This window comes from Microbacterium sp. NPDC055665, from assembly GCF_053618035.1.
In genome coordinates, this window is record NZ_JBSHGY010000003.1 from 339,961 (window position 1) to 362,497 (window position 22,537).

General features: G+C 69.8%; 26 protein-coding genes and 1 tRNA gene. 15 read left to right on the plus strand and 12 right to left on the minus strand.

What is annotated here, in order from left to right:
* Window positions 1-145: 145 nt before the first annotated feature.
* The 5 genes from ACWGO6_RS10980 to ACWGO6_RS11000 all read left to right on the plus strand — a co-directional run bounded on the left by ACWGO6_RS10980 (window position 146) and on the right by ACWGO6_RS11000 (window position 5,241).
* Window positions 146-1,201: an alpha/beta hydrolase gene (locus ACWGO6_RS10980; RefSeq protein ID WP_452326711.1), complete on the plus strand. Its 1,056-nt coding sequence runs from the start codon at window positions 146-148 to the stop codon at window positions 1,199-1,201.
* Between the two features lie 183 nt (window positions 1,202-1,384).
* Entirely contained in the window at window positions 1,385-2,236 is an 852-nt protein-coding gene (locus ACWGO6_RS10985) for a tryptophan 2,3-dioxygenase (RefSeq protein WP_136043158.1), read from the plus strand.
* A complete protein-coding gene (locus ACWGO6_RS10990) occupies window positions 2,236-3,189 on the plus strand; it encodes a hydrolase (RefSeq protein ID WP_452326712.1) in 954 nt (317 codons plus the stop codon). The genes ACWGO6_RS10985 and ACWGO6_RS10990 overlap by 1 nt, the downstream gene beginning before the upstream one ends.
* A 2-nt stretch (window positions 3,190-3,191) precedes the next feature.
* Window positions 3,192-4,430: a kynureninase gene (locus ACWGO6_RS10995; RefSeq protein WP_452326713.1), complete on the plus strand. Its 1,239-nt coding sequence runs from the start codon at window positions 3,192-3,194 to the stop codon at window positions 4,428-4,430.
* Window positions 4,420-5,241 (plus strand): PaaX family transcriptional regulator, encoded by an 822-nt coding sequence (locus ACWGO6_RS11000; RefSeq protein WP_136043155.1) that lies wholly within the window; start codon window positions 4,420-4,422, stop codon window positions 5,239-5,241. Before ACWGO6_RS10995 ends, ACWGO6_RS11000 begins: the two co-directional genes overlap by 11 nt.
* Before the next feature lie 95 nt (window positions 5,242-5,336).
* Here the strand turns inward: ACWGO6_RS11000 and ACWGO6_RS11005 are convergent, their stop codons facing one another.
* Window positions 5,337-5,822 carry an FBP domain-containing protein gene (locus ACWGO6_RS11005; RefSeq protein WP_452326714.1) on the minus strand — a complete coding sequence of 162 codons (486 nt, stop codon included), beginning with the start codon at window positions 5,820-5,822 and terminating at the stop codon, window positions 5,337-5,339.
* Window positions 5,823-6,118: 296 nt separating this feature from the next.
* Here ACWGO6_RS11005 and ACWGO6_RS11010 point away from each other — a divergent pair, with 296 nt between their 5' ends.
* Entirely contained in the window at window positions 6,119-6,466 is a 348-nt protein-coding gene (locus ACWGO6_RS11010) for a hypothetical protein (protein WP_136043153.1), read from the plus strand.
* Between the two features lie 60 nt (window positions 6,467-6,526).
* Here the strand turns inward: ACWGO6_RS11010 and ACWGO6_RS11015 are convergent, their stop codons facing one another.
* Window positions 6,527-6,904, minus strand: a complete 378-nt coding sequence (locus tag ACWGO6_RS11015; protein ID WP_376100927.1) for a hypothetical protein — start codon at window positions 6,902-6,904, stop codon at window positions 6,527-6,529.
* 212 nt (window positions 6,905-7,116) lie between these two features.
* Between ACWGO6_RS11015 and ACWGO6_RS11020 the strand changes: the two genes are divergently transcribed.
* Entirely contained in the window at window positions 7,117-7,326 is a 210-nt protein-coding gene (locus ACWGO6_RS11020; protein WP_136043151.1) for a CsbD family protein, read from the plus strand.
* Between the two features lie 77 nt (window positions 7,327-7,403).
* Here ACWGO6_RS11020 and ACWGO6_RS11025 read toward each other — a convergent pair whose 3' ends face one another.
* Complete coding sequence (locus ACWGO6_RS11025; RefSeq protein WP_017201713.1) at window positions 7,404-7,568, minus strand: hypothetical protein; 165 nt, start codon at window positions 7,566-7,568, stop codon at window positions 7,404-7,406.
* Between the two features lie 121 nt (window positions 7,569-7,689).
* Between ACWGO6_RS11025 and ACWGO6_RS11030 the strand changes: the two genes are divergently transcribed.
* Genes ACWGO6_RS11030 through ACWGO6_RS11045 form a run of 4 tightly spaced genes read left to right on the plus strand, consistent with a single transcriptional unit; the run spans window position 7,690 to window position 11,396 of the window.
* Window positions 7,690-7,956 carry a DUF7218 family protein gene (locus ACWGO6_RS11030; RefSeq protein ID WP_105528701.1) on the plus strand — a complete coding sequence of 89 codons (267 nt, stop codon included), beginning with the start codon at window positions 7,690-7,692 and terminating at the stop codon, window positions 7,954-7,956.
* 8 nt (window positions 7,957-7,964) lie between these two features.
* Window positions 7,965-9,107 carry a carboxylate-amine ligase gene (locus ACWGO6_RS11035; protein WP_452326715.1) on the plus strand — a complete coding sequence of 381 codons (1,143 nt, stop codon included), beginning with the start codon at window positions 7,965-7,967 and terminating at the stop codon, window positions 9,105-9,107.
* 43 nt (window positions 9,108-9,150) lie between these two features.
* Complete coding sequence (locus ACWGO6_RS11040) at window positions 9,151-10,545, plus strand: MFS transporter (protein ID WP_452326716.1); 1,395 nt, start codon at window positions 9,151-9,153, stop codon at window positions 10,543-10,545.
* Between the two features lie 2 nt (window positions 10,546-10,547).
* Window positions 10,548-11,396, plus strand: a complete 849-nt coding sequence (locus ACWGO6_RS11045) for an endo alpha-1,4 polygalactosaminidase (RefSeq protein ID WP_452326717.1) — start codon at window positions 10,548-10,550, stop codon at window positions 11,394-11,396.
* 13 nt (window positions 11,397-11,409) lie between these two features.
* Here ACWGO6_RS11045 and ACWGO6_RS11050 read toward each other — a convergent pair whose 3' ends face one another.
* Complete coding sequence (locus tag ACWGO6_RS11050; RefSeq protein WP_136043146.1) at window positions 11,410-12,447, minus strand: NHL repeat-containing protein; 1,038 nt, start codon at window positions 12,445-12,447, stop codon at window positions 11,410-11,412.
* On the minus strand, window positions 12,444-13,295 hold the full coding sequence (locus tag ACWGO6_RS11055; protein ID WP_452326718.1) for a phytanoyl-CoA dioxygenase family protein: 852 nt from the start codon (window positions 13,293-13,295) through the stop codon (window positions 12,444-12,446). Before ACWGO6_RS11055 ends, ACWGO6_RS11050 begins: the two co-directional genes overlap by 4 nt.
* 177 nt (window positions 13,296-13,472) lie before the next feature.
* Here ACWGO6_RS11055 and ACWGO6_RS11060 point away from each other — a divergent pair, with 177 nt between their 5' ends.
* Together ACWGO6_RS11060 and ACWGO6_RS11065 are read left to right on the plus strand one after the other, a co-directional pair.
* Complete coding sequence (locus ACWGO6_RS11060; RefSeq protein WP_452326719.1) at window positions 13,473-14,546, plus strand: iron-containing redox enzyme family protein; 1,074 nt, start codon at window positions 13,473-13,475, stop codon at window positions 14,544-14,546.
* Window positions 14,543-14,749: a CDGSH iron-sulfur domain-containing protein gene (locus ACWGO6_RS11065; protein WP_136043144.1), complete on the plus strand. Its 207-nt coding sequence runs from the start codon at window positions 14,543-14,545 to the stop codon at window positions 14,747-14,749. The genes ACWGO6_RS11060 and ACWGO6_RS11065 overlap by 4 nt, the downstream gene beginning before the upstream one ends.
* Before the next feature lie 26 nt (window positions 14,750-14,775).
* Here the strand turns inward: ACWGO6_RS11065 and ACWGO6_RS11070 are convergent, their stop codons facing one another.
* Window positions 14,776-15,555 (minus strand): YggS family pyridoxal phosphate-dependent enzyme, encoded by a 780-nt coding sequence (locus tag ACWGO6_RS11070; RefSeq protein ID WP_452326720.1) that lies wholly within the window; start codon window positions 15,553-15,555, stop codon window positions 14,776-14,778.
* A gap of 64 nt (window positions 15,556-15,619) precedes the next feature.
* On the minus strand, window positions 15,620-16,300 hold the full coding sequence (locus tag ACWGO6_RS11075) for an HAD-IA family hydrolase (RefSeq protein ID WP_452326721.1): 681 nt from the start codon (window positions 16,298-16,300) through the stop codon (window positions 15,620-15,622).
* 56 nt (window positions 16,301-16,356) lie between these two features.
* Between ACWGO6_RS11075 and ACWGO6_RS11080 the strand changes: the two genes are divergently transcribed.
* Window positions 16,357-17,097, plus strand: a complete 741-nt coding sequence (locus ACWGO6_RS11080) for a glutamine amidotransferase (RefSeq protein ID WP_452326722.1) — start codon at window positions 16,357-16,359, stop codon at window positions 17,095-17,097.
* Between the two features lie 55 nt (window positions 17,098-17,152).
* Here ACWGO6_RS11080 and ACWGO6_RS11085 read toward each other — a convergent pair whose 3' ends face one another.
* Window positions 17,153-17,698, minus strand: coding sequence for a carboxymuconolactone decarboxylase family protein (locus ACWGO6_RS11085; RefSeq protein WP_452326723.1), 546 nt, complete (start codon window positions 17,696-17,698; stop codon window positions 17,153-17,155).
* Between the two features lie 121 nt (window positions 17,699-17,819).
* Here ACWGO6_RS11085 and ACWGO6_RS11090 point away from each other — a divergent pair, with 121 nt between their 5' ends.
* Window positions 17,820-18,671, plus strand: a complete 852-nt coding sequence (locus tag ACWGO6_RS11090) for an AraC family transcriptional regulator (RefSeq protein ID WP_136043139.1) — start codon at window positions 17,820-17,822, stop codon at window positions 18,669-18,671.
* A 22-nt stretch (window positions 18,672-18,693) separates the two neighbouring features.
* Here ACWGO6_RS11090 and ACWGO6_RS11095 read toward each other — a convergent pair whose 3' ends face one another.
* The 4 genes from ACWGO6_RS11095 to ACWGO6_RS11110 all read right to left on the minus strand — a co-directional run bounded on the left by ACWGO6_RS11095 (window position 18,694) and on the right by ACWGO6_RS11110 (window position 22,534).
* Entirely contained in the window at window positions 18,694-19,806 is a 1,113-nt protein-coding gene (locus ACWGO6_RS11095; protein ID WP_452326724.1) for a DegT/DnrJ/EryC1/StrS family aminotransferase, read from the minus strand.
* Window positions 19,807-19,850: 44 nt separating this feature from the next.
* A tRNA-Cys gene (locus ACWGO6_RS11100) sits at window positions 19,851-19,921 on the minus strand.
* A 13-nt stretch (window positions 19,922-19,934) separates the two neighbouring features.
* Window positions 19,935-21,185 (minus strand): pyridoxal phosphate-dependent aminotransferase, encoded by a 1,251-nt coding sequence (locus ACWGO6_RS11105; protein ID WP_452326725.1) that lies wholly within the window; start codon window positions 21,183-21,185, stop codon window positions 19,935-19,937.
* Window positions 21,182-22,534, minus strand: a complete 1,353-nt coding sequence (locus ACWGO6_RS11110) for an aminotransferase class I/II-fold pyridoxal phosphate-dependent enzyme (RefSeq protein ID WP_452326726.1) — start codon at window positions 22,532-22,534, stop codon at window positions 21,182-21,184. Before ACWGO6_RS11110 ends, ACWGO6_RS11105 begins: the two co-directional genes overlap by 4 nt.
* Window positions 22,535-22,537: the final 3 nt, after the last annotated feature.

Genomic DNA, 22,537 nt, shown 5'->3' on the forward strand with positions numbered 1-22,537 from the left:
TTCGCGTTTATCCTCTGCGGGGGGGCTGCCCCCCCGGCCGGCCCACACCCTCTGCCCCCGGGCTGGCTTCCTGTGTGGTTGTGGGCGCCCTTCCCACGGCGGCGGGGGCACCGGAGTGCTGGCACACTGATCGGTGGAGGGGTCCATGAGCATCGACGCGCACACCGAAGAATCCGCACGCCCGACGAAGGTGCGCAAGCCGTGGCACCGGACGAAGGTGACGCTCGGCATCATCCTCGCCGCGGTCGCCGTGGTCGCGATCGTCGGGACGATCACGCCCTGGCCTTCCGCGATGGTCATCCGTGCCGTGTTCACGAAGGGCGGGAACGAGACGGCCGCCGAGATGGACAAGCACGTCCCCGACACGAAGCTCTCCGTGCAGGAGGATGTCGCGTACGGTGACGACGGCGCCGACACCACGATGGACGTCTTCCGCCCGGCATCCGCCGACGACCCCCTGCCGACCGTCGTCTGGATCCACGGCGGCGCCTGGATCTCGGGCTCGAAGGAGAACGTCGACCCGTACATGCGCATCCTCGCCGCCGAGGGCTACACGACCATCGCGGTCAACTACACGATCGGTCCGGAGGGCGTGTACCCGCTCGCCGTGCACCAGCTCGACGCCGCCCTCGCCTACATCGATGAGCACGCCGAGGAGCTGGGCGTCGATGCGAAGCAGATCGTCCTCGCGGGCGACTCCGCGGGAGGACAGCTGGCGAGCCAGATGGCGACCCTCATCACCAGCCCGGAGTACGCCGAGATCATGGGCATCACCCCGTCGCTCGAGGCCGACCAGCTGGCCGCGACCATCCTCAACTGCGGCGTGTACGACCTCGCGGCGCTGGCGCAGCTCGACGGGCTCGCCGGCTGGGGGTTGAAGTCGGCCATGTGGGCGTACTCGGGCACGAAGACCTGGGCCGAGGACTCGACCGGTGCCACGATGTCGACGATCGACTGGGTCACCGAGGACTTCCCCACGACCTACATCTCCGGCGGCAACGGCGACGGACTCACCTGGCTGCAGTCGATCCCGATGGCCCAGCGCCTGGACGAGCTCGGAGTCGACGTGACGACCCAGTTCTGGCCCGCACCGCACGAGCCGCAGCTCCCGCACGAGTATCAGTTCCACCTCGACCTGCCGGATGCACGGACCGCCCTGCAGAAGACGATCGACTTCCTGGACGCGAACACCACGCGCTGACACGACCTTTCCTGACCCGCTCCGGCCGGACGGATGTCGGGAGAACGGACGGATGTCGGGAGAATCGCCGCGGATCCTTCCTGCATCCGTGATTCCTCCCGACGGATGGGCCGTCGCTCGGCGCACACCGACCCAGACATTTCACTTCTGTGACGCTCGCCGCAGAAGTGATATGTTCGGCGCATGCACACCGAGAACGAACGCGCCCTCGAGTCCGGGATCGTCACCGACCTGTCCGGACGGATGACCTACGGGTCATACCTGGCGCTGGACCAGCTGCTCACTGCGCAGCATCCGGTGAGCGAACCGCAGCACCACGACGAGATGCTGTTCATCATCCAGCATCAGACCACCGAGCTCTGGCTCAAGCAGCTCCTGCACGAGCTCTCCTCCGCGCGCGAGCTGCTGGCACGCGACGACCTGCGTGAGGCGCTCAAGCGCATCGCCCGGGTCAAGCGCATCCAGGACGTGATGACGCAGCAGTGGTCGGTGCTCGCCACCCTCACCCCCACCGAGTACGCGCAGTTCCGCGGCGCACTCGGCAACTCCTCGGGCTTCCAGTCCGTGCAGTACCGCGCGGTGGAGTTCGCCCTCGGCAACAAGAACGAGAAGATGCTGACCGTCTTCGCCGACCACCCCGCCAACCTCGCGCTGCTCACCGCCGAGTGGGAGAAGCCCACGCTGTACGACGAGTTCCTGCGCTTCGCCGCGCGTCGTGGACTGCCCGTGCCGGCTGCGATCCTCGACCGCGACGTGCGCGAGCCCTACCGCGAGACGCCCGAACTCGTGCCGGCGATCCGCGAGATCTACCAGGACCCGAGCCGGTACTGGGATCTGTACGAGGCGTGCGAAGACCTGGTCGACCTCGAGGACAACTTCCAGTTCTGGCGCTTCCGACACCTCAAGACCGTCGCGCGCACGATCGGCATGAAGGTCGGCACCGGCGGCTCCAGCGGCGTCGGCTTCCTGCAGCGCGCCCTGGATCTCACCTTCTTCCCCGAGCTCTACACGGTGCGCACGGAGATCGGCAGCTGATGAAGGCCGTCACGTTCTTCGACGGGATCGGCTGGCGCGAGGGCGTCGTCGAGCTCGTCGAGGGGCGCGTGCGATTGCGGGACGAGGTTCCGGCCACCGGGCTCCCCCGCCTCGACGGCGTCGTCGTCGGCGGATTCACCGACCACCACGTGCACCTGCAACTGGTGGATCACGCCCAGCTGTCGGGTTCGCGCCTCGGCCGCGTGGTCGATCTCGGCGGAGATCCCGATGTGGTTCAGCGGCTCGCCGTTCACCCGGTCCGCATCGAGTTCGCCGGGGCTTTCCTGACTGCGCCGCTCGGCTACCCGTCCGACCGGGCCTGGGCACCGGACGGCTCGGTGCGCGAGATCTCCGATGCGGATGCCGCCGCCGCGGCGGTGACCGAGATGGCCGAGGCCGGAGCCGCGTGCATCAAGGTCACCAGCAACAGCGTCGCCGGGCCCGTCTTCACGGACGAGCTCCTGCGCACCATCGTCGAGCTGGCCGCCGACCACGGACTCCTCGTCGTCGCGCACGCCGAGGGCGCGGGCGAAGCCGAGCGGGTCATCCGTCTCGGCGCCGCCCGCCTCGCCCACGCGCCCTTCACCGAACGACTCGACGATGACCAGATCGCCCGGCAGTCGGCCAGCGCCTCGTGGATCTCGACCCTCGCGATCCACGACGACCCCGCGCGCGCGGTCGCGATCGACAACGTGCGCCGCTTCCACACGGCGGGTGGAACCGTGCTCTACGGCACCGATCTGGGCAACGGCCCGATGCCCCTTGACCTGAATCCGCGTGAGGTCGCCGCCCTCCGCGAGGCCGGGCTCGACGATGCCGCTCTCCTGCGGGCGCTCTCCCCGGTCGACCCGCTCGACCCCGACTCGAATCTCCTGCTGCTCCCCGGCAGCTCCCCCGCGGCCGCCGACCCGCTCGCCGCCCGCCCCCTCACCCCCGCAGACCTGAAGGTATGACCATGACCGATCCCCGCGACACCGACCTGCTCGACGCCGCCCGCGCCCTCGACGCCGCCGACCCGCTGCGCGCCCACCTCGACGCATTCGCCGAGGCACCGGGCGTCACGGCCTACCTCGATGGCAACTCGCTCGGCCGTCCGCTGCGCGACATCCCGGAGAAGCTCGCCGCGTTCGTGCGGGAGGACTGGGGCACCCGGCTGATCCGTTCCTGGGACGAGCAGTGGATGGCGCTGCCGATGGAGCTCGGAGACCGCATCGGCCGGGTGGCGCTCGGTGCCGCCGCCGGCCAGACCGTGGTGGCCGACTCGACGAGCGTGCTGATCTACAAGCTCATGCGCGCCGCCGCAGCCGCCGACCCTGACCGCACCGAGCTCGTGATCGAGGCCGGCAACTTCCCCACCGACAGGTTCCTCGCCGAGGGTGTCGCCGCCGAGACCGGCATGACCCTGCGCTGGCTCGAACCCGATCCGGTGCACGGCGTGACCGTCGCCGACGTCGAGGCCGTCGTCTCCGAGCGCACGGCCCTGGTCTCGCTGAGCCACGTCGACTACCGCTCCGGCGCCCTGGCAGATATGCCCGGCATCACGGCGGCGGCGCACGAAGCCGGAGCGCTCATGATGTGGGACCTCTGCCACTCGGCCGGCGTGGTCCCGATGCAGCTCGACGAGTGGGGCGTCGACATGGCGGTGGGCTGCACCTACAAGTACCTCAACGGCGGGCCGGGCTCCCCCGCGTTCGCCTACCTGCGCCACGGACTCCAGGGCGTGCTGCGTCAGCCGATCCAGGGCTGGTGGAGCGCGGCCGACATCTTCGCGATGGGACCTGCGTACGTGCCTTCGGGCGACATCCGTCAGCTGCTGAGCGGCACCCCGCCGGTGACCTCGATGCTCGCGATGCAGGGGATGCTCGACCTCATCGAGCAGTCCACGATCGCCGGAGTCCGGGCGAAGTCGCAGTCGCTGACCGACCTCGCGGTGCGTGCGTACGACCAGGTGCTCGCGCCCCTCGGCGTGCGGCTGCTGAGCCCGCGCGACGCCGATCTCCGCGGCGGCCATGTGACGATCGGGCACCCGGACTTCCGCGATGTGACGCGGCGACTGTGGGCCGACGGCATCATCCCCGACTTCCGCTTCCCGGACGGCATCCGGCTCGGGCTCTCCCCGCTGAGCACCTCGCACGTCGAGACGATCACCGGCGTGCTGGCCGTGCGTGACGCCCTGGAGTCCGGTGACTTCTGACCTCGCCGCCGCGCCCGTGCTCGACGACATCGATGCGCGCCCGGGCAGTACCGCCTCGCTGCTGCGGACGCTCATCGGAGTGTTCCTGCGCCCGCTCGGCGGCTGGATCTCGACGGCGGACCTGGTGTCGCTGGCCGGCGACCTCGGGATCGCGGCAGGCCCCGCCCGCACCGGCATCACGCGTCTGAAGCAGAAGGGGCTCCTGCTCGCAGAGCGCGATGACGGTATCGGCTACCGGCTCAACCCCGCGGCGATCGGGATGCTCGAGCGCGGTGACCGCCGCATCTTCGAGATGCGCGAGATGACGGATGCCGATCCCTGGTGCCTGGTCTCGTTCTCTATCCCTGAGAGCGCACGGAGCATCCGTCATCAGCTGCGTCGCCGCCTGCAGTGGATCGGCGCGGGCGTCGTGTCACCGGCGCTGTGGATCTGTCCCGGGCATCTCCAGGACGAGGTGGAGCAGATCCTCGAGGAACTCGACGCGCGCCGCTGGGCGACCCTGTTCCAGGCATCCGCCCCCGCACCGGCCGGCACGCTCGTCGAGGCCGCCGCGCAGTGGTGGGACCTCGAGGCCTTGCGTACCGAGCACCTCACCTTCCAGACCTCTCTCCGCACCCTGCCCGCCGAGCCGTTCGCCGCGTACGTGCACCTCATCGACCGCTGGCGGGTGCTGCCGTACACCGATCCGGGGCTCCCCCCGTCGATGCTGCCGGCCGACTGGCCGGGACGCCGCAGCTTCGACGAGTTCGCCCGCCGGTCGGCGCAGCTGTCAACACCCGCCTGGGCGCACGTGCGCGCCCGGATGGCCTAGCTCGGTCATCCACCCCCGCCGTTCCGGTCGCAGTTTCTGTCGCCCACGCGCCTCGCGAGCGGCAGAAACTGCGACCGGAGCAACCGAAGTCGGGATCAGCCGGCGACCTCGGCGAGGAAGCCCGCAACGTGCTCCTGCAGACGCAGGATGCGCAGGTCGCGCGCGAACTCGCGATCGAAGCCCTGATAGGCGAGCGGCGGGAGGATGCGCACGTTCCGGTTGCAGCCGAACTCGGCGCACGTGAGAACGCCGACCGAGTCGCCCTTGCGCCCGGCAGCGCCGGCCTTGCGTGCCACGAACAGCTGCACGTCGTTGCGGAGCGTGACGTCTTCGCACCAGGAGCACTGCGCCCGGGCGATCACGCGCTGCTCGGCACGCTGCAGGAAGACACCGACCGGGGCGTCGTCGATCCAGGTGATGACGTAGGCGCGGCGCGGCATCTTCGGGTCCACCCAGCCGAGGAAGTCGAGGCGATCGAAGTCGATCTCGGCGAAGCCGGGCGGGAGGGTCAGGTCGGAGACCTCCTTGCGGGAGGCGTTGAGGAAGGAGGCGCGGATGCCGCGCTCGTCGATGGGACGCATGAGAGAAGTGCTTTCGGAGTGGTCGCCACGAAGGGCGAGTCGATCGGGTGAGGGTCCCGGACGGATGCCGGGGTATGACGCAGCACCGGGGACGGGGGTTCCGCCTCCGGCTGGTCCTCAGCCTCTGCCTGCGGCGCGGAAGGCGCCTGCAGCTCCGCTCTGCGCCCGAAGGGCGCTCATCGACGACAGCACCCCGAGAGCCTACACCCGTTTGTTTCATTGCGTGTCGGACGGCCTGGCTCCGACACCGAAGCCGTCTTAGTCTTTCCGGAACGTCGATCCCGAAGGAGACCACCGTGTCCACGCCGCTGAACCGCCTTTCGCCCCTCCCGGTGCGTGAGCGTGCGGCGTGCATGTGCAGCCACGGCGACCGGTGCTCCTCGTTCGCACCCGGCCACGCGCTGCATCTGATCCAGGCGCGCATCGCTTCGGCGACGCCCGCGGGGTGGGTCGACGCCCTGGTCGTGGCGACGGATGCCGTGACCGGCGACCTCGTGGTGCGCACCCTGGACGGTGAGGTCCACGCACTGTGGAACGCCTCGGGTGCGGCGCTCGAAGCGGCCCCGGGAACGCCGGTCGCACTGCACGTCCGCTACGGCGTGCTCGCCGTCGGGCGCACGCAGTTCAACGTCGCCTCCGTCTGACCCGACCCGTCACCGTCTGACCCGACCCGTCACCGCCGGGCCGCGAAGAGCGACCGCCGCTCAGGCGCTCGCCATCATCATGTCCTTCATGGCCATGCAGGCATCCATGCACGCCTGGCATGCCTGAGCGCACATGCGGCACACGTCGCTGTCGTCGGCGTGCCGCATGCACTGGTCCATACAGACCTGGCACATCGCGATGCACGCGTTGAGCATCGCCATCATCGCGGCCGGGGTCATGCCTTGCATCCGCATCATCGAGCGCATCATGGTGTTTGCCATGTCGGCGCAGTTCATGCACGCCGGCGAACAGTCCATCATCTGCGTCGAGCACACCGTGCAGGCCTGCTCGCATGCGGCGCACGCATCCATGCACGCCTGCATGACGGACATGTCCATCATCCCCATGTCGGGCATCGACTCCATGTTCTTCGACATGGCGCCCATCATCATCGAGTCCATCGCTCACCGCTTCCTTCGAGGTCCGCGGGCAGGACCACCCGCCTGGCGCCAGGCTAGCCCCTCGCCGGGCCCGCGTCGATGGGGCGGAACGCTGACATGACCCGCGCTGATTGTCAATCCCGTGGCCCGTTCCGCGCCCGCGTGGAAGTGTCGGGATCAATCGAATCCGCCCCATGAGAGGAGCAAGCATGAGTGCTGCAGATGACATCAAGAACGCCGCCGAGAAGGCCGCCGGAAAGGTCAAGGAAGGCGTCGGCAAGCTCACCGACAACGAGCGACTCGAGACCGAGGGTCAGGCGGACCAGGTGAAGGCGTCGACCAAGCAGGCCGGCGAGAACGTCAAGGACGCGGCTCAGAAGACCGGCGACAGCGTGCGCGACGCGTTCGACAAGAAGTAGGACGAGAGTCCCCGGAAACTGAAAAGAGGTGGGGCCCGCCATCGGGCGGGCCCCACCTCTTCGGGATCAGACCTCGGTCAGACCTTGCGGCTGCCGCTGATCGCTCGGATCAACCAGGCGATCACAGCGATCGCGAGGAGGACGAGTCCGACCCACAGGAGGAACTGGAGCGACTGCACCAGTCCTCCGGTGATCGCGAGGATCACTGCGACGACGATGACGATGATCAGGAGGATGTTCATCGGTCTTTCCCTTCTTTCGGGGCGCGAACGCCCGACTGCGGTGCCCCCACGTTAGCCTCCACGAGCCATCCCCCAGAGGGGGTTGACTTCCACCCTCCGAGTGCGCGAAAGGAAAGAGCACATGCCAGGACGACGGAACAATTCGCTGAAGGACCCCGAGCTGTACGAAGAGCTCAGGGACGACGGGGCTTCGAAGGAGAAGGCCGCACGGATCTCGAACGCCGCCGCCAAGGAAGGGCGCAGCGCCGTCGGGCGCCGGGGCGGAGAGCACGGAGACTACGACGACTGGACCGTCCCGGAGCTGCGCAAGCGGGCGAAGGAGCTGGGCCTGACCGGCTACAGCGGTAAGCGGAAGTCCGAGCTGATCTCCGCCCTCAGGAATCACTGAGGCCGGGGATGACCCGCTTCGGCGTCGAGGAGGAGTTCCTCTTCCTCGACGAGCACTCGCTGGCGCCCGTGGCTCTGGCCGCCGGCACGCGCGAGCGCATCACCCGGCTCCGCACGGGCGGCGAGGTCACGACGGAGTATCTGACCTCGCAGATCGAATGCCTCACCGAGCCCGTGTCGACCGGAGCGGATGCCGAGGCGCAGCTGCGTCACCTGCGGGAGCTGATCGGGTGGCACGCCCAGGAGCAGCACGCGATCGCGGCCTCATCCGGGACGCCCTTCGCGACGACGCGCTCTTCGACGATCTCCCCCTCCCCGCACTACGACGTGGTCGCCGAGCAGCTCGGCCATCTGAGCCGCGATCATGAGGTCAACGGGCTCCACGTGCACGTCGAGGTCCTGGATGAGGAGGAGCGCGTGCGCGCACTCGACCGGGTGCGCGGCTGGCTGCCGGTGCTGCTCGCTCTCACCGGGAACAGCCCGTTCGTGGAGGGCCGTGACACGGGTTTCGCCAGCTGGCGCAGCATCCAGATCCGTCGGCTGCCCGCATCGTGGAGCCCGCCGCACTTCCGCGATCTCACCGACTACCGCGCGGGGGTGCAGCGACTCATCGACCTCCATGCCATCGCCGATGCCGCGTCGCTCGCCTGGGCGGTGCGGATCTCGGACCGCTACCCGACGGTCGAGGTGCGGGTCTTCGATGCGCAGCTGACTCCGGAGGAATCGGTGCTCGCCGCGCTGCTCAGTCGCGCGATCGTGCTGACGGATGACCAGCCTCCGGCCATGATCGGTGCGGATGTGATCGATGCGTCGCTGTGGACCGCCGCTCGTCGCGGCATGGATGCCCGCGTGATCGACCCGACCACCGGCGAGGTCGACGATGCGCGCACCGTCGCCGAGCGCATGCAGGCCGTGATCGCCCCCGCGCTTCGTCGACTCGGCGACGAGGAGCGGGTCCGCGATGGTCTCGCTCGGCTGCGCAGCGCCGGCACCGGGGCGAGCCGGCAGCGCCGCAGCGTCGCGCAGGACGGGACGGCCGGGCTCGCGCGCCTCCTCCGCGCCGGAGCACCCGCACCCATTCCTGCACCGCCTGCACCGCGACCCGACGCCCAGGAAGAACGGCAGGAGCCCGCACCGACGCCGGCATCCTGACCGCCGTCGCCCCACTGTCCCCCGCCGGGAGTAATGTCGGCCTGTGGCCTCCTTCGCCCCTCTCCAGCGGCTCGTCATCTCGATCGCCGTGCTCGCATCGTTCGTGACGTTCCTCGACGGCACCGTCGTGAACGTCGCCCTGCCCGCGATCAGCCGTGAACTCGGCGGCGGCATCACCACTCAGCAGTGGGTGGTCGATGCGTACCTGATCACGCTGAGCGCGCTGATCCTGCTCGCCGGCTCGGTCTCCGACGCCTACGGGCGCGTGCTCGTGATGCGCATCGGCCTGATCGCGTTCGGCGTGGCATCGATCGCCGTGGCCGCAGCCTTCGACCCGCTGATGCTGATCATCGCCCGCGCTGCACAGGGTGCGGCCGGCGCGCTGCTGGTGCCGAGTTCGCTCGCACTCATCACCGCGACCATGCGCGCCGACGTGCAGTCCAGGGCGATCGGCGTGTGGACCGCGTTCACCACCGCGGCGCAACTGGTGGGCCCGCTGCTCGGCGGCCTGTTCGTCGACTACCTCTCCTGGCGCTTCGTCTTCCTCATCAACGTGATCCCCATCGGCATCACCCTGCTGCTCCTCGCCCGTCTCAAGCTGCCGGAGCACCCGCGCGGCATCAAAGTCGACTGGTCGAGCGGTGCCCTGTGCGCGGTCGGCCTCGGCGCCGTCGTGTTCGCCCTGATCGAGCAGCCCAACATGGGGTGGCAGTCGCCGGCGATCTGGATCCCCGCGGTCGTCGGCGCTGCCCTGTTCGCCCTGTTCCTGTGGCGCCAGCAGCACTCGACCTCGCCGCTCATGCCGCTGTGGCTGTTCCGGGTGCGCGACTTCGGCTGGGGCAACCTCGCCACCCTCTTCGTGTACGCCGCCCTGTCGCTCAACGGGTTCGTGGTCGGCGTGTACCTGCAGCAGGGCGCAGGTCTCAGCGCCACGGCGGCCGGGCTCGCGAGCCTGCCGATGACCATCCTGATGATCCTCCTCTCCTCGCGCGCCGGACAGTGGGCCGGCCGGTGGGGGCCGCGGATCTTCATGACGGTCGGCCCACTGATCATGGCGGCCGGTGCGCTCATGCTGCTGCTCGTCGCGGCCGACTTCGACTACTGGTGGCAGGTGCTGCCCGCGATGATCGTGATGGGCCTCGGCCTCTCGCTCACCGTGGCGCCGCTGACCGCAGCCATCCTCGGCGCGATCGACGAGAACCACTCCGGCATCGCCTCGGCGGTGAACAACGCCGTCTCCCGCGTCGCCGGTCTGCTCGTCGTGGCCATGCTCTCGACCATCGTCGGCGGCACGCTCGACCTCGACGGATTCCACAGCGCCGCCTGGGTGACCGCCGCGTTGCTCGTCGTGGGCGGAGTGGTGTCGTGGATCGGCATCCGCCGCAACCCTTCCGAGCCGGCAGCGGCCGACGTCGCCGCCTCCGGCGCCCCGCAGTGAGCATGACCACGCGCACGCGCCGTGCGGGGACACTGCTCGCCGTCGCGATCCTGGCATCGGGGCTCGGCGGATGCGCGACGCCCTCCGATCCATCCGGCGCCGGCGAATCGCCCGCACCCGCCGCGTCCTACGACCTTCCGCCGGCCGGAGCGACCCCCGACTATCAGCTCGGCGGCGCCTACGAACCGGCGCCCGAGGTCGGGATCGTCGGCCGGGATCGGAGCGCGGAACCGGCCGAAGGCGTGTACTCCATCTGCTACGTCAACGGCTTCCAGACGCAGCCCGCCGAACTCGACTCCTGGCCCCGCGACCTCCTGCTCCAGCGCGACGGCGAGGTGGTCTTCGACCCGGATTGGCCCGACGAGGCGCTGCTCGACACATCGAGCGCCGAACGCCGTGACCGGATCGCCGCCACGGTGACCCCCTGGATCGAGGGATGCGCGGATGACGGTTTCGATGCGGTCGAGTTCGACAACCTCGACTCGTACTCGCGGTCGGACGGGACCCTCTCGCTCGACGACAACCTGGCTCTGGCCGCCGCATTCGTCGACGCCGCCCATGCGGCCGGACTCGCGGCCGGACAGAAGAATGCCGCCGAAGATGCGGCTGTGCTGCATAAGCAGGCCGGTTTCGACTTCGCCGTGACCGAGGAGTGCGCGGTCTACGTCGAGTGCGGCGCCTACGCGGCCGTCTACGGCGAGCACGTCATCGACATCGAGTACGCCGACGAGCTCCCCCGCCCGTTCGCCGAGATGTGCGCGGACGACGACTCCCCGGCGTCGATGGTGCTCCGCGACCGCGACCTGGTCACCCCGTCCGACGACGACCACGTCTTCGAGACCTGCCGCTGACGGCGACGGCGGATCAGCGCGGGGTGAGCACGATGACGCGCCCGCCGATCACCCACTCCGATATCGCGATCGTCCCTGCGTCGTCGACCGCGATGCCGTGCGGGCTCCGGAAGACCCCCGGGGTGAGGGCGGAGCGCTCCACCTCCTCGCCGACGATCGTGTTCGGCCAGCCCGGCGCGTCCACTCCGTCGGTGTCGCCCAACCTGGCGGCGACCGTCTCATCCGACCCGAAGGCCACGATCGCGCCGTGCAGCTCGGTGACCCACACCCAGTCCCCGTCGAACGCGAACCCCGAAGGGCTCGTCAGCTCGCCTTCGCCATAGGCGCGGAGGAACCGGCCATCCGTGTCGAGCACGACGATCCGCCTGTTGTTCCGGTCCGCCACCAGCAGCTCGGGCACGGGTCGACGCGTGTCGAGGATGATCGCGTGCGGCGAGGCGAGAGCCAGACCGCTGTCGCCGCCATCGGTCGTCCACAGCGGTTCGCCCTCTCGGGAGAAGCAGTGCACGCGGCTGCGGCCGTAGCCGTCGGCGACCCAGATGCGTCCTCCGTCCTTCTCCGACTCGCTCGTCACACCCGTCGGACGCCACCCGCGGGAGCCGTCGTCGAGCCCCCTGTCGTCGATGACCTGCTGCACCCGGCCCGAGACATCGACCCGCACGACCTGGCCCGGTCGATCGATGTCGAGGTGTTCGCCTCGCTCGCGGTGGTCGAACTTCGTACCGTTGTCCGCGATCCAGATGGCGTACGCCGAACCGAACGCGTCCACGCTCATGCCATGGCACTCCGTCACGGGAAGGTCGGCGGTGCGCGACCCTCGTCCTCCGCGAAGTCGCACGAGCGCGTGACCATCGGGCGAAGCCACCACGAGCCCCTCACCGCCGGGGCCGACCACGACGCCGTGATGCGACCATCCCTTGACCGGCTCGGCGCTGGTCGCATACTCGCTCCAGTCGTAGAGCCAGCCGCCGATGTCGACGGCGCTCCGGGCGGAGCGGTTCTCGGCGTCCCAGTCGGGGGCGGAGTTCCCGAGGTCGAACACGTCGTTCACAATCCGTCGTCCTCGTGCCAGTGCTCCTGCCACCGCCAGTCGATCGGCTCGGACGCACGCTGGTAGCGGATGTCGGTGGACAGCCGGATGCGGTCGAGCGGATCGACGTTGTCGGTGCTGGCATGCACGACGTACGAAGAGTGGACCATCACGTCGCCCGCCCGGTAGTTCGCCAGGAGCCACCGGGCGTCGTGCTTCTCGGCGAGGCCCGGAAGATCGGCCGTGATCGATGCGGCCGGGGGCTTGTCGCCTCGCTCGCGCTCGTCGGCGAGGGCCCAGTGGTGGCTGCCCTCCAGGTAGGCGAGGCCGCCCTGCTCGACCGGGCAGTCGCCGAGCGGGATCCACATCGACAGCACGCGCTCACTTCCCTCACGCAGATACACGAGGTCGTAGTGAGCCTGCGTCGCGGTGCCGATCCCGGACTCCCCCGGACGGATGTGGCGGATGATCTTGCGCTTGTGCAGGTGCACGTCCTCGCCGAGGAACCACTCGAACCACCCGCGTACATCGGGGTGGCCGGTGAGCGCCGCGTAGCGCTCGCCGGGAACGATGTCGTCGAACAGAGCGGAGCGGATCTTCGCCCGGTCGATCTCGCCCTGAGCGCCGACACCGACGGCGGGATCGGAGTCCGCAGCGATGATCCCGGTGTCGGCCATCGCCGTGAAGTAGTACTCGCGGAACTCCTTCACCAGGGTGGGGTCGAGCTGCTGCGGCAGGAACAGGTAGCCGTCGCGACGCAGTCTCTCCCACAGCGCGTCCTTGTCGCCGCGGATCGCGTCCGGAACGGGCTCCATCCAGCCCATCCGCGCGGCAGATTCGTCGAGGGTGTATCCGTTGGAGGTGAACATGAATCCAGGATCGGCGCCGCACGGACTTCAGTCCATGGACCATTGCGCACAGGTATTGGATTCTCTGAGGCCGTACCGCGATGACGGAGTGCGGCGGCAGCCGACCCCCCGCATGCCCTGAGCGAGCGCCCGAGTCAAGTCCCTATATCCGCTCCGCGCTTCCGCGCGAGGATGCTGATGACCGCACCGATCGGAGTCAGAATCATGTCCGCATCCGCCGCTGCCTCGGCCCTCACCACCACCCTCCCCTTCACCGACCGCGGACCGCTGAGCCGCGCCATCATCTCCCGCCTCACGGTCGACGACATCTCCGACCACACGGCCCTCGCGAGCGCCGCCGTCGCCGCGAGCGCCGACATCGTGCGCGATGACGACATCCAGCTCGCGCTCTTCGTCCTCTACGCCTCGGCCTACGGGTCTCTCCCGCAGCTCGACGCCGACCTGGAGTGGGATCCCGCCCTCCTCGCCACCCGGCGCGTGCTCGAGGAGGCGTTCGAGAGCACGCTGCGCGCGAGGGTGCCGATGCCGGAATCCCCCGAGCCGACCGTCGATGCCGTCGGGCGCGCTCTGTTCGCACTGGCCGCCGCCGACACGGGTCCGAGCGTCGCGCGGCACATGGCGAAGAAGGCCACCAGGGAGCAGGCGGAGGAGACGCTCATCCTGCGCTCGGTCTACACGCTGCGTGAGGCGGATCCGCACTCGTGGGCCATCCCCCGGTTGGAGGGACGCGCCAAGGCCGCGCTCGTCGAGATCCAGTCGGACGAGTACGGCGGAGGTCGTCCGCAGCGCGTGCACGCCGAGTTGTTCGCGCGCGCGATGCGGGCCGCCGGGCTCGACGCGACCTACGGCGCGTACGTCGATGATGTCCCGGCGATCACCCTCGCATCGCACAACATGATGTCGCTGTTCGGGCTCAATCGCCGTCTCGTCGGCTCGATCGTCGGGCACCTGGCCGCCTACGAGATGACCTCGTCGATCCCCTGCCGCCTGTATGCGGACGGCCTGCACCGGCTGGGCTTCGATCCGGATGTGGCGGCCTACTTCGAAGAGCACGTCGAGGCGGATGCGGTGCACGAGCAGATCGCCGCACGCGACCTTGCCGGGAGTCTCGCCGAGGACCACCCCGAGATGCTGCCGGACATCCTGTTCGGCGCGGTGGCCTGCCTGACCGTGGACGGTTGGAGCGGCGAGCACATCCTGGAGTCCTGGTCGGCCGGCACCTCTTCCCTCCGACCGCGGGTGGCGTCATGAGCGCCCGCAGCGAGCCGGCGTCGATCACGCCGTATCCGGACGGACCGCTGCTCGTGCGCGGTGCCGTCGAGCTGTACACGGCCGACGGGGAGACGATCGAGCCGCATCGCCGCACCATGGCCCTGTGTCGTTGCGGGCTGTCGGCGGTGAAGCCGTTCTGCGACGGCACCCACAAGGCGGCAGGCTTCCGGACCGACGACTGAACGCGGCCGCACCGCCGCACGCGGTCTCAGGCCTCGGGCCAGTAGTAGCTGTCCGGCAGGGCGCGGGCGCCGAAGATCGCCTGTCCGACGCGCACGCACGTCGCCCCCTCCTCGACGGCGATCTCGTAGTCGCCGGACATGCCCATCGACAGCTCGCCGGCGCCGATGAGGTCGGGGGCGTCGTCTCTGGCCTGGTCTCGCAGCGTGCGAAGGAGCGAGAAGCACTCCCGCACGCGCTGGTCGTCGGGCGTCAGGATGGCGAGGGTCATCAACCCGCGCACGCGAAGGCTCTGGTACGAGGGCAGCGCCTCGAGGAACGGTGGCAACTCCTCCGGCGGCATCCCGAACTTGGAGTCCTCGGCTGAGGTGTTCACCTGCACGAAGACGTCGAGACTGCGTCCGGCCGCCTGCAGACGCCGGTCGAGCGCTTCGGCGACTCGCAGCCGGTCGAGGGCCTGGAACTCCGTGGCGAAAGCGGCGACGTCCCTTGCCTTGTTGGTCTGCAGATGCCCGATGATCGACCACGACACGTCGAGGTCGGTCGTCTCGCCGTGCTTGCGCACCGCCTCCTGGACCTTGTTCTCTCCGAGCAGTCGCATGCCCGACTCGATGGCGACCCTGACGCGCTCGGTGGGCACGGTCTTGCTCACGGGAAGCAGCGCGACCTCTTCCGGGCGCCGCCCGGCTCGGCGCGCCGCCTCGTCGATACGCGCCCGAACATCCGCGATGTTGTGGTGGAAATCGTCGACGGTGAACGCCGTGGGGTATCGATCCTCGACCCCATCCGATCGTTCTGTTTTTGACATAGGCCAAAGCGTAACACGGCCCTAGGTCGGCGAGGATGCGCGCAGACTCACCGGTCGACGCGCCTCAGTCGCGGAAGCCCGCCACATCCACGGCCAGGACCCCCTCACGCCACCGCACATCGCGAAGGTCGCCGATCACCAGATCGGGGTTCCCTCCCGCCGACGCGGCCCCGATGCCGATCACCACTCCGGCACCAGCCGCCCGTGCGGACCGGATGCCGGGCACCGAGTCTTCGAACACGACGCATTCCTCGGGGCTGCGCCCAAGGCGGCGCGCCCCGAGGAGGTAGGGGTCGGGTTCAGGCTTGCCGCGCTCGACATCTTCCGCGGCGACGAGGATCGTCGGCTCGGGCACTCTCGCGCTCCGCAGCCGCGCCGTCGCGACAGCGCGGTTACTGCTCGTGACGACCGCCCACGCTCCCGAGGGCAGGGAGCCGACGATCCGCGCGGCACCGGCGATCTCGGTCGTGTGCACGGCCGCTTCGATCTCGAGGGCGACGAGATGCGCCGTCGCCGCATCCGCAGCCCGCCGACCCACGAGAGCGGCGACCACCTCGCTCGGACGCATGCCGTGCTCTGCGTCCCGCAGGAAGTCGAAGGACGGCGCGTAGCTGCGCGCCCACTCCGCCCACGCCGGGGCGGCAGCGGCCGCAGAATCCACCAGCACGCCGTCGCAGTCGAAGAGCAGCCCCGCATCCGTGAACTGCCACGATCCAGCGCGGGTGACATGTGGTAATTTTGGCATAGGTCAAAATTACCATCCCACACCTTCGCCTCCCTTTCTCCGAGAGACTCCGATTCATGACCACCCCCGCATCGCCGCCACGCCTCGCCCTCGCATTCCGGCACGTGCACTTCGAAGATCTGGGCATCCTCGAACCGCTGCTGATCGAGCGCGGCTATCACGTGGAGTACGTCGACCTCGGCACGCAGGCGATCGACATCGACCGCGTCGACCATGCCGACCTGCTCATCGTGCTGGGTGGCCCGATCGGGGGGTACGACACCGCGACCTATCCGTTCCTGCACGCGTCGAAGGAGGCGATCGCCCACCGGCTGCGCCAGGGCCGGGCACTGCTGGGCATCTGCCTGGGTGCACAGCTGATCGCCGAGGAGATGGGCGCCGAGGTGCGTCCGACGGGTGCGGTGGAGATCGGCTATGCCCCGCTCCAGCTCACCACGGAAGGGCACGACTCCCCCCTCCGCCCCCTCGACGGACTTCCCGTCCTGCACTGGCACGGCGATGCCTTCACCATTCCCGACGGCGCCCGCCATCTGGCTCGCACTCCGGACTTCCCGAACCAGGCGTTCTGCACCGACGCCGTGCTCGCACTGCAGTTCCACCTCGAGGCCGACCATCGCACGATCGGGAACTGGCTCATCGGACACGCGCACGAACTGCATCACCACGGCATCGACCCGCGCACGATACGCGAGCAGGCCAGGAACCACGGTCCGCGGCTCGAGGCCGCTGCTCGCACCGCGATCGGCGCCTGGCTGGACGACGTCGAAGGCCGGGCACGCTCCACCGACGCGGGCTAGGCCGGCACGACGAAGGGCCGGGACCTCACGGACCCGGCCCTTTCTCTGCGGCGTTTCAGCTCGCGCGGCGCAGTGCCACGCTCGGGAAGTCCACCGGGACGTCGAGGGCGATGTTCACGTAGTTCGTGAACAGGTTCAGCGCCACCTGACCGATGGTCTCGACGATCTGCTCGTCGTTCCACCCCTGCGCGCGGACCGCGTCGACATCGGCCGAAGACACCTGACCGCGGGCGTCGACGAGCTTCAGCGCGAACGCGAGCAGCGCCGCGGTGCGCGGATCGTCGGACTCGCCGAGCTGTGCTGCGGCGAGCGTCTCGCGCGTCAGGCCGGCCTTCTTGCCGAGCGCGGTGTGCGCGGCGAGGCAGTAGTCGCACGAATTGCGGTCGGCGACCGCCACGGCGATCTGCTCGCCGAGCGCCGCACCGAGGGTGCCGCCCCCGTACGCACCGAATGCGCTCCACATGCTCGTCAGGGCAGCCGGGGAGTTGGCGACGGCGCGGAACATCGCCGGCACGGTGCCGAAGGCACCATGGATCTGGTCGAGCTGCTCCTTGACGGGACCGGTGGCCGCTTCGCGTTCGATGAGTGAGACGTTGGGCATGCGATGCTCCTTCGTTAGCCGAGTGAGGCCGATCGGCCTCACCTCGAGTCTTCCGGGTACCGTCGGACGATCCGCACCAGAACGTCTTGCATTCATGACGGATCGTCCAGATACTGGAGGTATGCCCTCCGTCGACCGCCTCACTGCGCTGCTCGAGCGGTTCCGCGTGCGCACGCGCCTGTTTCACTCCGGCCCCCTGTGCGGCACGACGGTCTTCCCCGCGAGCAGCGGCCATGGCTACCTGCACGTGCTGCGTCGCGGCGAGATGGAGGTGACGCACCGCCGCCCCGACGGCAGCACCGAGCGCGAGCTCATCACGCGACCCAGCCTGCTGTTCTTCCCCCGCCCGCTCGATCACACCTTCCTCAACGCGCCGACCGACGAATCGGACTTCGCCTGCGCGACGCTGGACTTCGACGGCGGTGCCACTCATCCGCTCGTGCGCACGCTCCCCTCGACGATCGTCCTGCCCCTCGACGAGGTCGCCGCCCTCGCCCCGGCGCTCGATCTGCTGTTCTCCGAGGTCGACAACGTCCGCTGCGGACGCCCGCTCGTCGCCGACCGCATGTTCGAGGTGGTCCTGATCCAGCTGCTGCGGTGGATGCTCGACAACAGCGGTCGACTCGATCTCCCGCCCGGCCTGCTTCCCGGCCTTGCGGACGAACGCCTCGCCCCGGCACTGGTCGCCATGCACGAGGCACCCGGCGACCCCTGGAACCTGGAGTCGCTGGCCCGCCGGTCGAACATGTCGCGCAGCGCATTCGCCGCACGCTTCAAGGACGTCCTCGGGCGATCGCCGGGAGACCACCTCACCGACTGGCGGCTGACCGTCGCACAGGAGCAGCTCCGCGCCGGGATGTCGGTCAGCACCGTCGCCGCCGAGCTCGGCTACGCCAGCGCCTCGGCGTTCTCGCGGGTCTTCGCCCAGCGCATCGGCCGTTCGCCGCGCGCGTGGCTCGCCCTGGCCGCCTGACCCCGCAGCGGAGGCCCGGCGGTCATCCGCCGGCCGACATCACAACCTCGAGGCCGCTGACGATCCGGCCGAGGTCGTCGGGCGTGAGCGACGGGTGCACCGGGATCGAGAGCACCTCCTGCGCGGCCCGCTCGGTCTCGGGCAGGTCGGCCTCCGGGGCGTACCGCTGCAGCGAGGGCAGCCGGTGGTTGGGGATCGGGTAGTAGACGCCCGCTCCGACCGCGTGCTCGTCGCGCAGGGCATCTCGCACGCGGTCGCGCTCACCGTCGGCGATGCGCACGGTGTACTGGTGATACACGTGCTCGACGCCGTCGGCGACCCGCGGGATCGTGAGCCCGTCGATGCCGGCGAGCGCCGCATCCAGCACTGCCGCGTTCCGCTGCCGCTGCCGGGTCCACTCCCCCACCTTGCGCAGCTGCACGCGCCCCACGGCCGCATGCACCTCGCTCATCCGGTTGTTGTACCCGACGATCTCGTTCGCGTACTGCGTCTCCATCCCCTGGTTGCGCAGCAGCCGCATGGTGCGGGCGATGTCCTCGTCCGCGCACGCGACGATGCCGCCTTCGATGGCCGTCATGTTCTTGGTCGGATACAGGCTGAACATCCCGAACGTGCCGATGGTGCCGGCCGGACGACCGCGCCAGGCCGCGCCGTGCGCCTGCGCCGCATCCTCGTAGATCGCCAGACCGTGCTCGGCCGCCACGGCTTCGATCTCGTCGACGAGGAACGGATGCCCGTACAGGTGCACCGGCATGATGCCCTTCGTCCGCGGGGTGATCGCCGCGCGCACCCGCGCCGGATCGAGGGTGAAGTGCACCGGCTCGATGTCGACGAACACCGGGGTCGCACCCGCGAGGACGACGGAGTTCGCCACCGCGGCGAACGTGAACGAGGGCACGATCACCTCGTCTCCCGGGCCCACCCCCGAAGCGATCAGGCCCAGCAGCTGCCCGCTCGTGCCCGAGTTGACCGCGACGGCGGTGCGCCCCTGCAGGAACTGCTCCGCGAACTCCGCCTCGAACGCGGCGACCTCCGGGCCCTGCGCGAGCATCCCGCTGCGCAGAACTCGCTCGACGGCCGCCACCTCCTCGTCGCCGATGAGCGGTTTGGCTGCGGGGATGAAAGCGTCGTCCATGAGGGATGCCCTTCGTCGGCGTCGGCTCTCTCGAGCCCGGTCTGAGGTGGAGGCAGGAATCGAACCTGCGTGCACGGTCTTGCGGACCGCGACCTGGCCACTCGGTCACTCCACCGGGTCGGAGGCGCTCAGCTCCCCGGCGGCGAATACCCGCTCAGGAAGGCACCGAAGCGCCGGAGCGCATCGGTGAGCACGTCGGTCTCGGGGAGGAAGGCAATCCGGAGGTGATCGGGGGTGCGCAGGTTGAACGCCCTTCCGTGCACGAGGAGGATGCGCTCCGCATCGAGGAGGTCGAGGACCAGTCGCTCGTCGTCGTCGATGCGGTGCAGCTCCGGATCGAGGCGCGGGAAGAGATACAGCCCGCCACCCGCGGCCTGGGCGCGGACACCCGGAATCACGTTGAACGCATCGAGCGCCGCATCCCGTTGCCGCGTGAGCCGGCCATCGGGAGCGACCAGTGCGCCGAGCGACTCATCCTGCGTCAGAGCCGCCGTGATCGCATGCTGCGCGGGCACCGACGCGCACATCCGCATGGATGCCAGCAGTCGGACGCCCGAGAGGAACGGGTCGTCGGCGTCGAACCCCGTGGTCGTCATCCAGGCGGCACGGTAGCCGGCGACACGATGGGTCTTGGACAGCCCGGCGAACGTGACGCAGGGCACGTCCGGCGCGACCTGCGCAGTGGAGTGATGCACGAAGCCCGGATAGACGACACGGTCGTAGATCTCGTCGGAGAGCAGCAGCAGTCCGTGACGCCGGGCGAGCTCGGCGATCTGCTCGAGCACTTCGCGCCCGTACACCGCTCCGGTCGGGTTGTTCGGGTTGATGATGACGATCGCCGCGGTGCTCGGGCCGATCAGCGACTCCATGGCCGCGACATCCGGAATCCAGCCCTCGGACTCGACGCAGGGATAGTGCACCGCCCGCCCTCCGGAGAGCACGGTCGATGCGGTCCACAGCGGATAGTCCGGGCTCGGGATCAGCACCTCGTCGCCCGGTTCGAGCAGCGCCTGCAGCGTCAGCCCGACCAGCTCGGAGACGCCGTTGCCGACCGTGATGTCGTCGATCGAGAGAGCGGGGAAGCCGCGGCGGTGGGCGTAGTGCGCGGCGATGGCCTCGCGCGTCTCGGGCAGACCAGCCGATTCCGAGTACCCGTGCGCGTGCGGGAGCGCGGAGCGCAGCGCCTCGACGATCGCTGCCGGAGCCTCGAACCCGAAGGGGGCCGGGTTGCCGATGTCGAGCCGGAGGATGGACTCGCCACTCCGCTCGAGCTCGGCTGCTCGCGCGGCCACGGGTCCGCGCAGGTCGTACAGCACGCCCTCCAGCCGGGAGGAGCGCCCGATCCGATGCGTGGCACCCGCCGTACTGCCCGCGGTCATGCCTCGGCCCGCACGCCGGCGATGACGGTGGCGAGGTCGTCGACGAGACGCTGTGCATCGGCGTCGTCGAGGTCGTGCACGGTCAGACGCAGGCGCGAGCCGCCGGGCGAGCTCTCCGGATCGAGCGCGAACTCCGCACCGGAGCGGACCAGCCAGCCCCGCACCGCCAGAAGACGGGCGGCCTCGGCGGTATCGCCCTCGACGTCGACCCAGACGTTGAGTCCGTCGTCGCTCTGCGCGCGCACTCCTCGTGCGGCCAGCAGCGCGACGAACGCGAGGTTGCGTGCCGCGTAGTGTGCGCCGGCTTCCGCGATCGAACTCTGCGTGGCGGCATCGCGCAGCATCCCGGCGGCGAGCCGCTGCATCACATGGCTCACCCACATCGTGCCAGGGCTGAGCCGCAGGGCCAGCCGGTTCGCGGTGACCGGATCGGATGCCGTGACGGCGAGGCGCATGTCGGGTCCGAGGAACTTCGACACCGAGCGCACCAGCGCCCACCGCTCGTGCGTCGGCGCGATGATGCCCGAGTACGGCGTCGTGGAGAGCAGCGAGAAGTGGTCGTCTTCGATGATCAGGACGTGCGGGTGGTCGGCGAGCACCTCGCGAAGAGCCATCGCCCGCGTCGCCGTGATGCCGACCCCGGTCGGGTTGTGCGCGCGCGGCGTGCAGACGATCGCGCGGGCCCCGCTCGCCAGGGCGGCGCGCAGCCCCTCGACAGTCATGCCCTCGCGGTCGACGGGGATCGCGACGGGCGCGTATCCGGCGAGGCGTGCGGTGTGGATGCTGGAGAGGAAGCACGGGTCTTCGAGGCCGACGCGGTCGCCCTGCACCAGGCTCTGGGCGAGCAGGCGCTCGACGGCATCCACAGCCCCGGCGGTGATCGACAGACGGAACGGACGAGGGTGGTCTGCGGCGATCCACTCCGTAGCCCATTCGGCCAGGGCGGGGTCGATCACGGATTCCCCGTAGAGCACGTGCGCGGGCTCTACACCGGCGAAGGCGGCGGCGAGGTCAGGAAGGTGCGCGGCATCGGGATTGCCGCTGCCGATGTCGCGGAGCACCGTCCCCGCGGTGAAGCCCTCGTCAGGGTTCTGCGCGGGACCGAGCACCGTCGTGCCGGTGCGACCGCCCGTGATCGCGATGCGCGCCGTGACCAGCGAACGGTAGGCAGCGAGCACCGTGTTGCGGTTGACGCCGAGCCGCGTCGCGAGCGCTCGCACCGAGGGAAGATGATCGCCCGGGGCGATCTCGCCGCGCTCCACGAGATCGCGCACGCTCTCGGAGATCTCGGCGGCGGTGGAACCGGTGATGCGGTCGGAGACGACGTCGCGATCGGGTGCCTGAGCCATGGC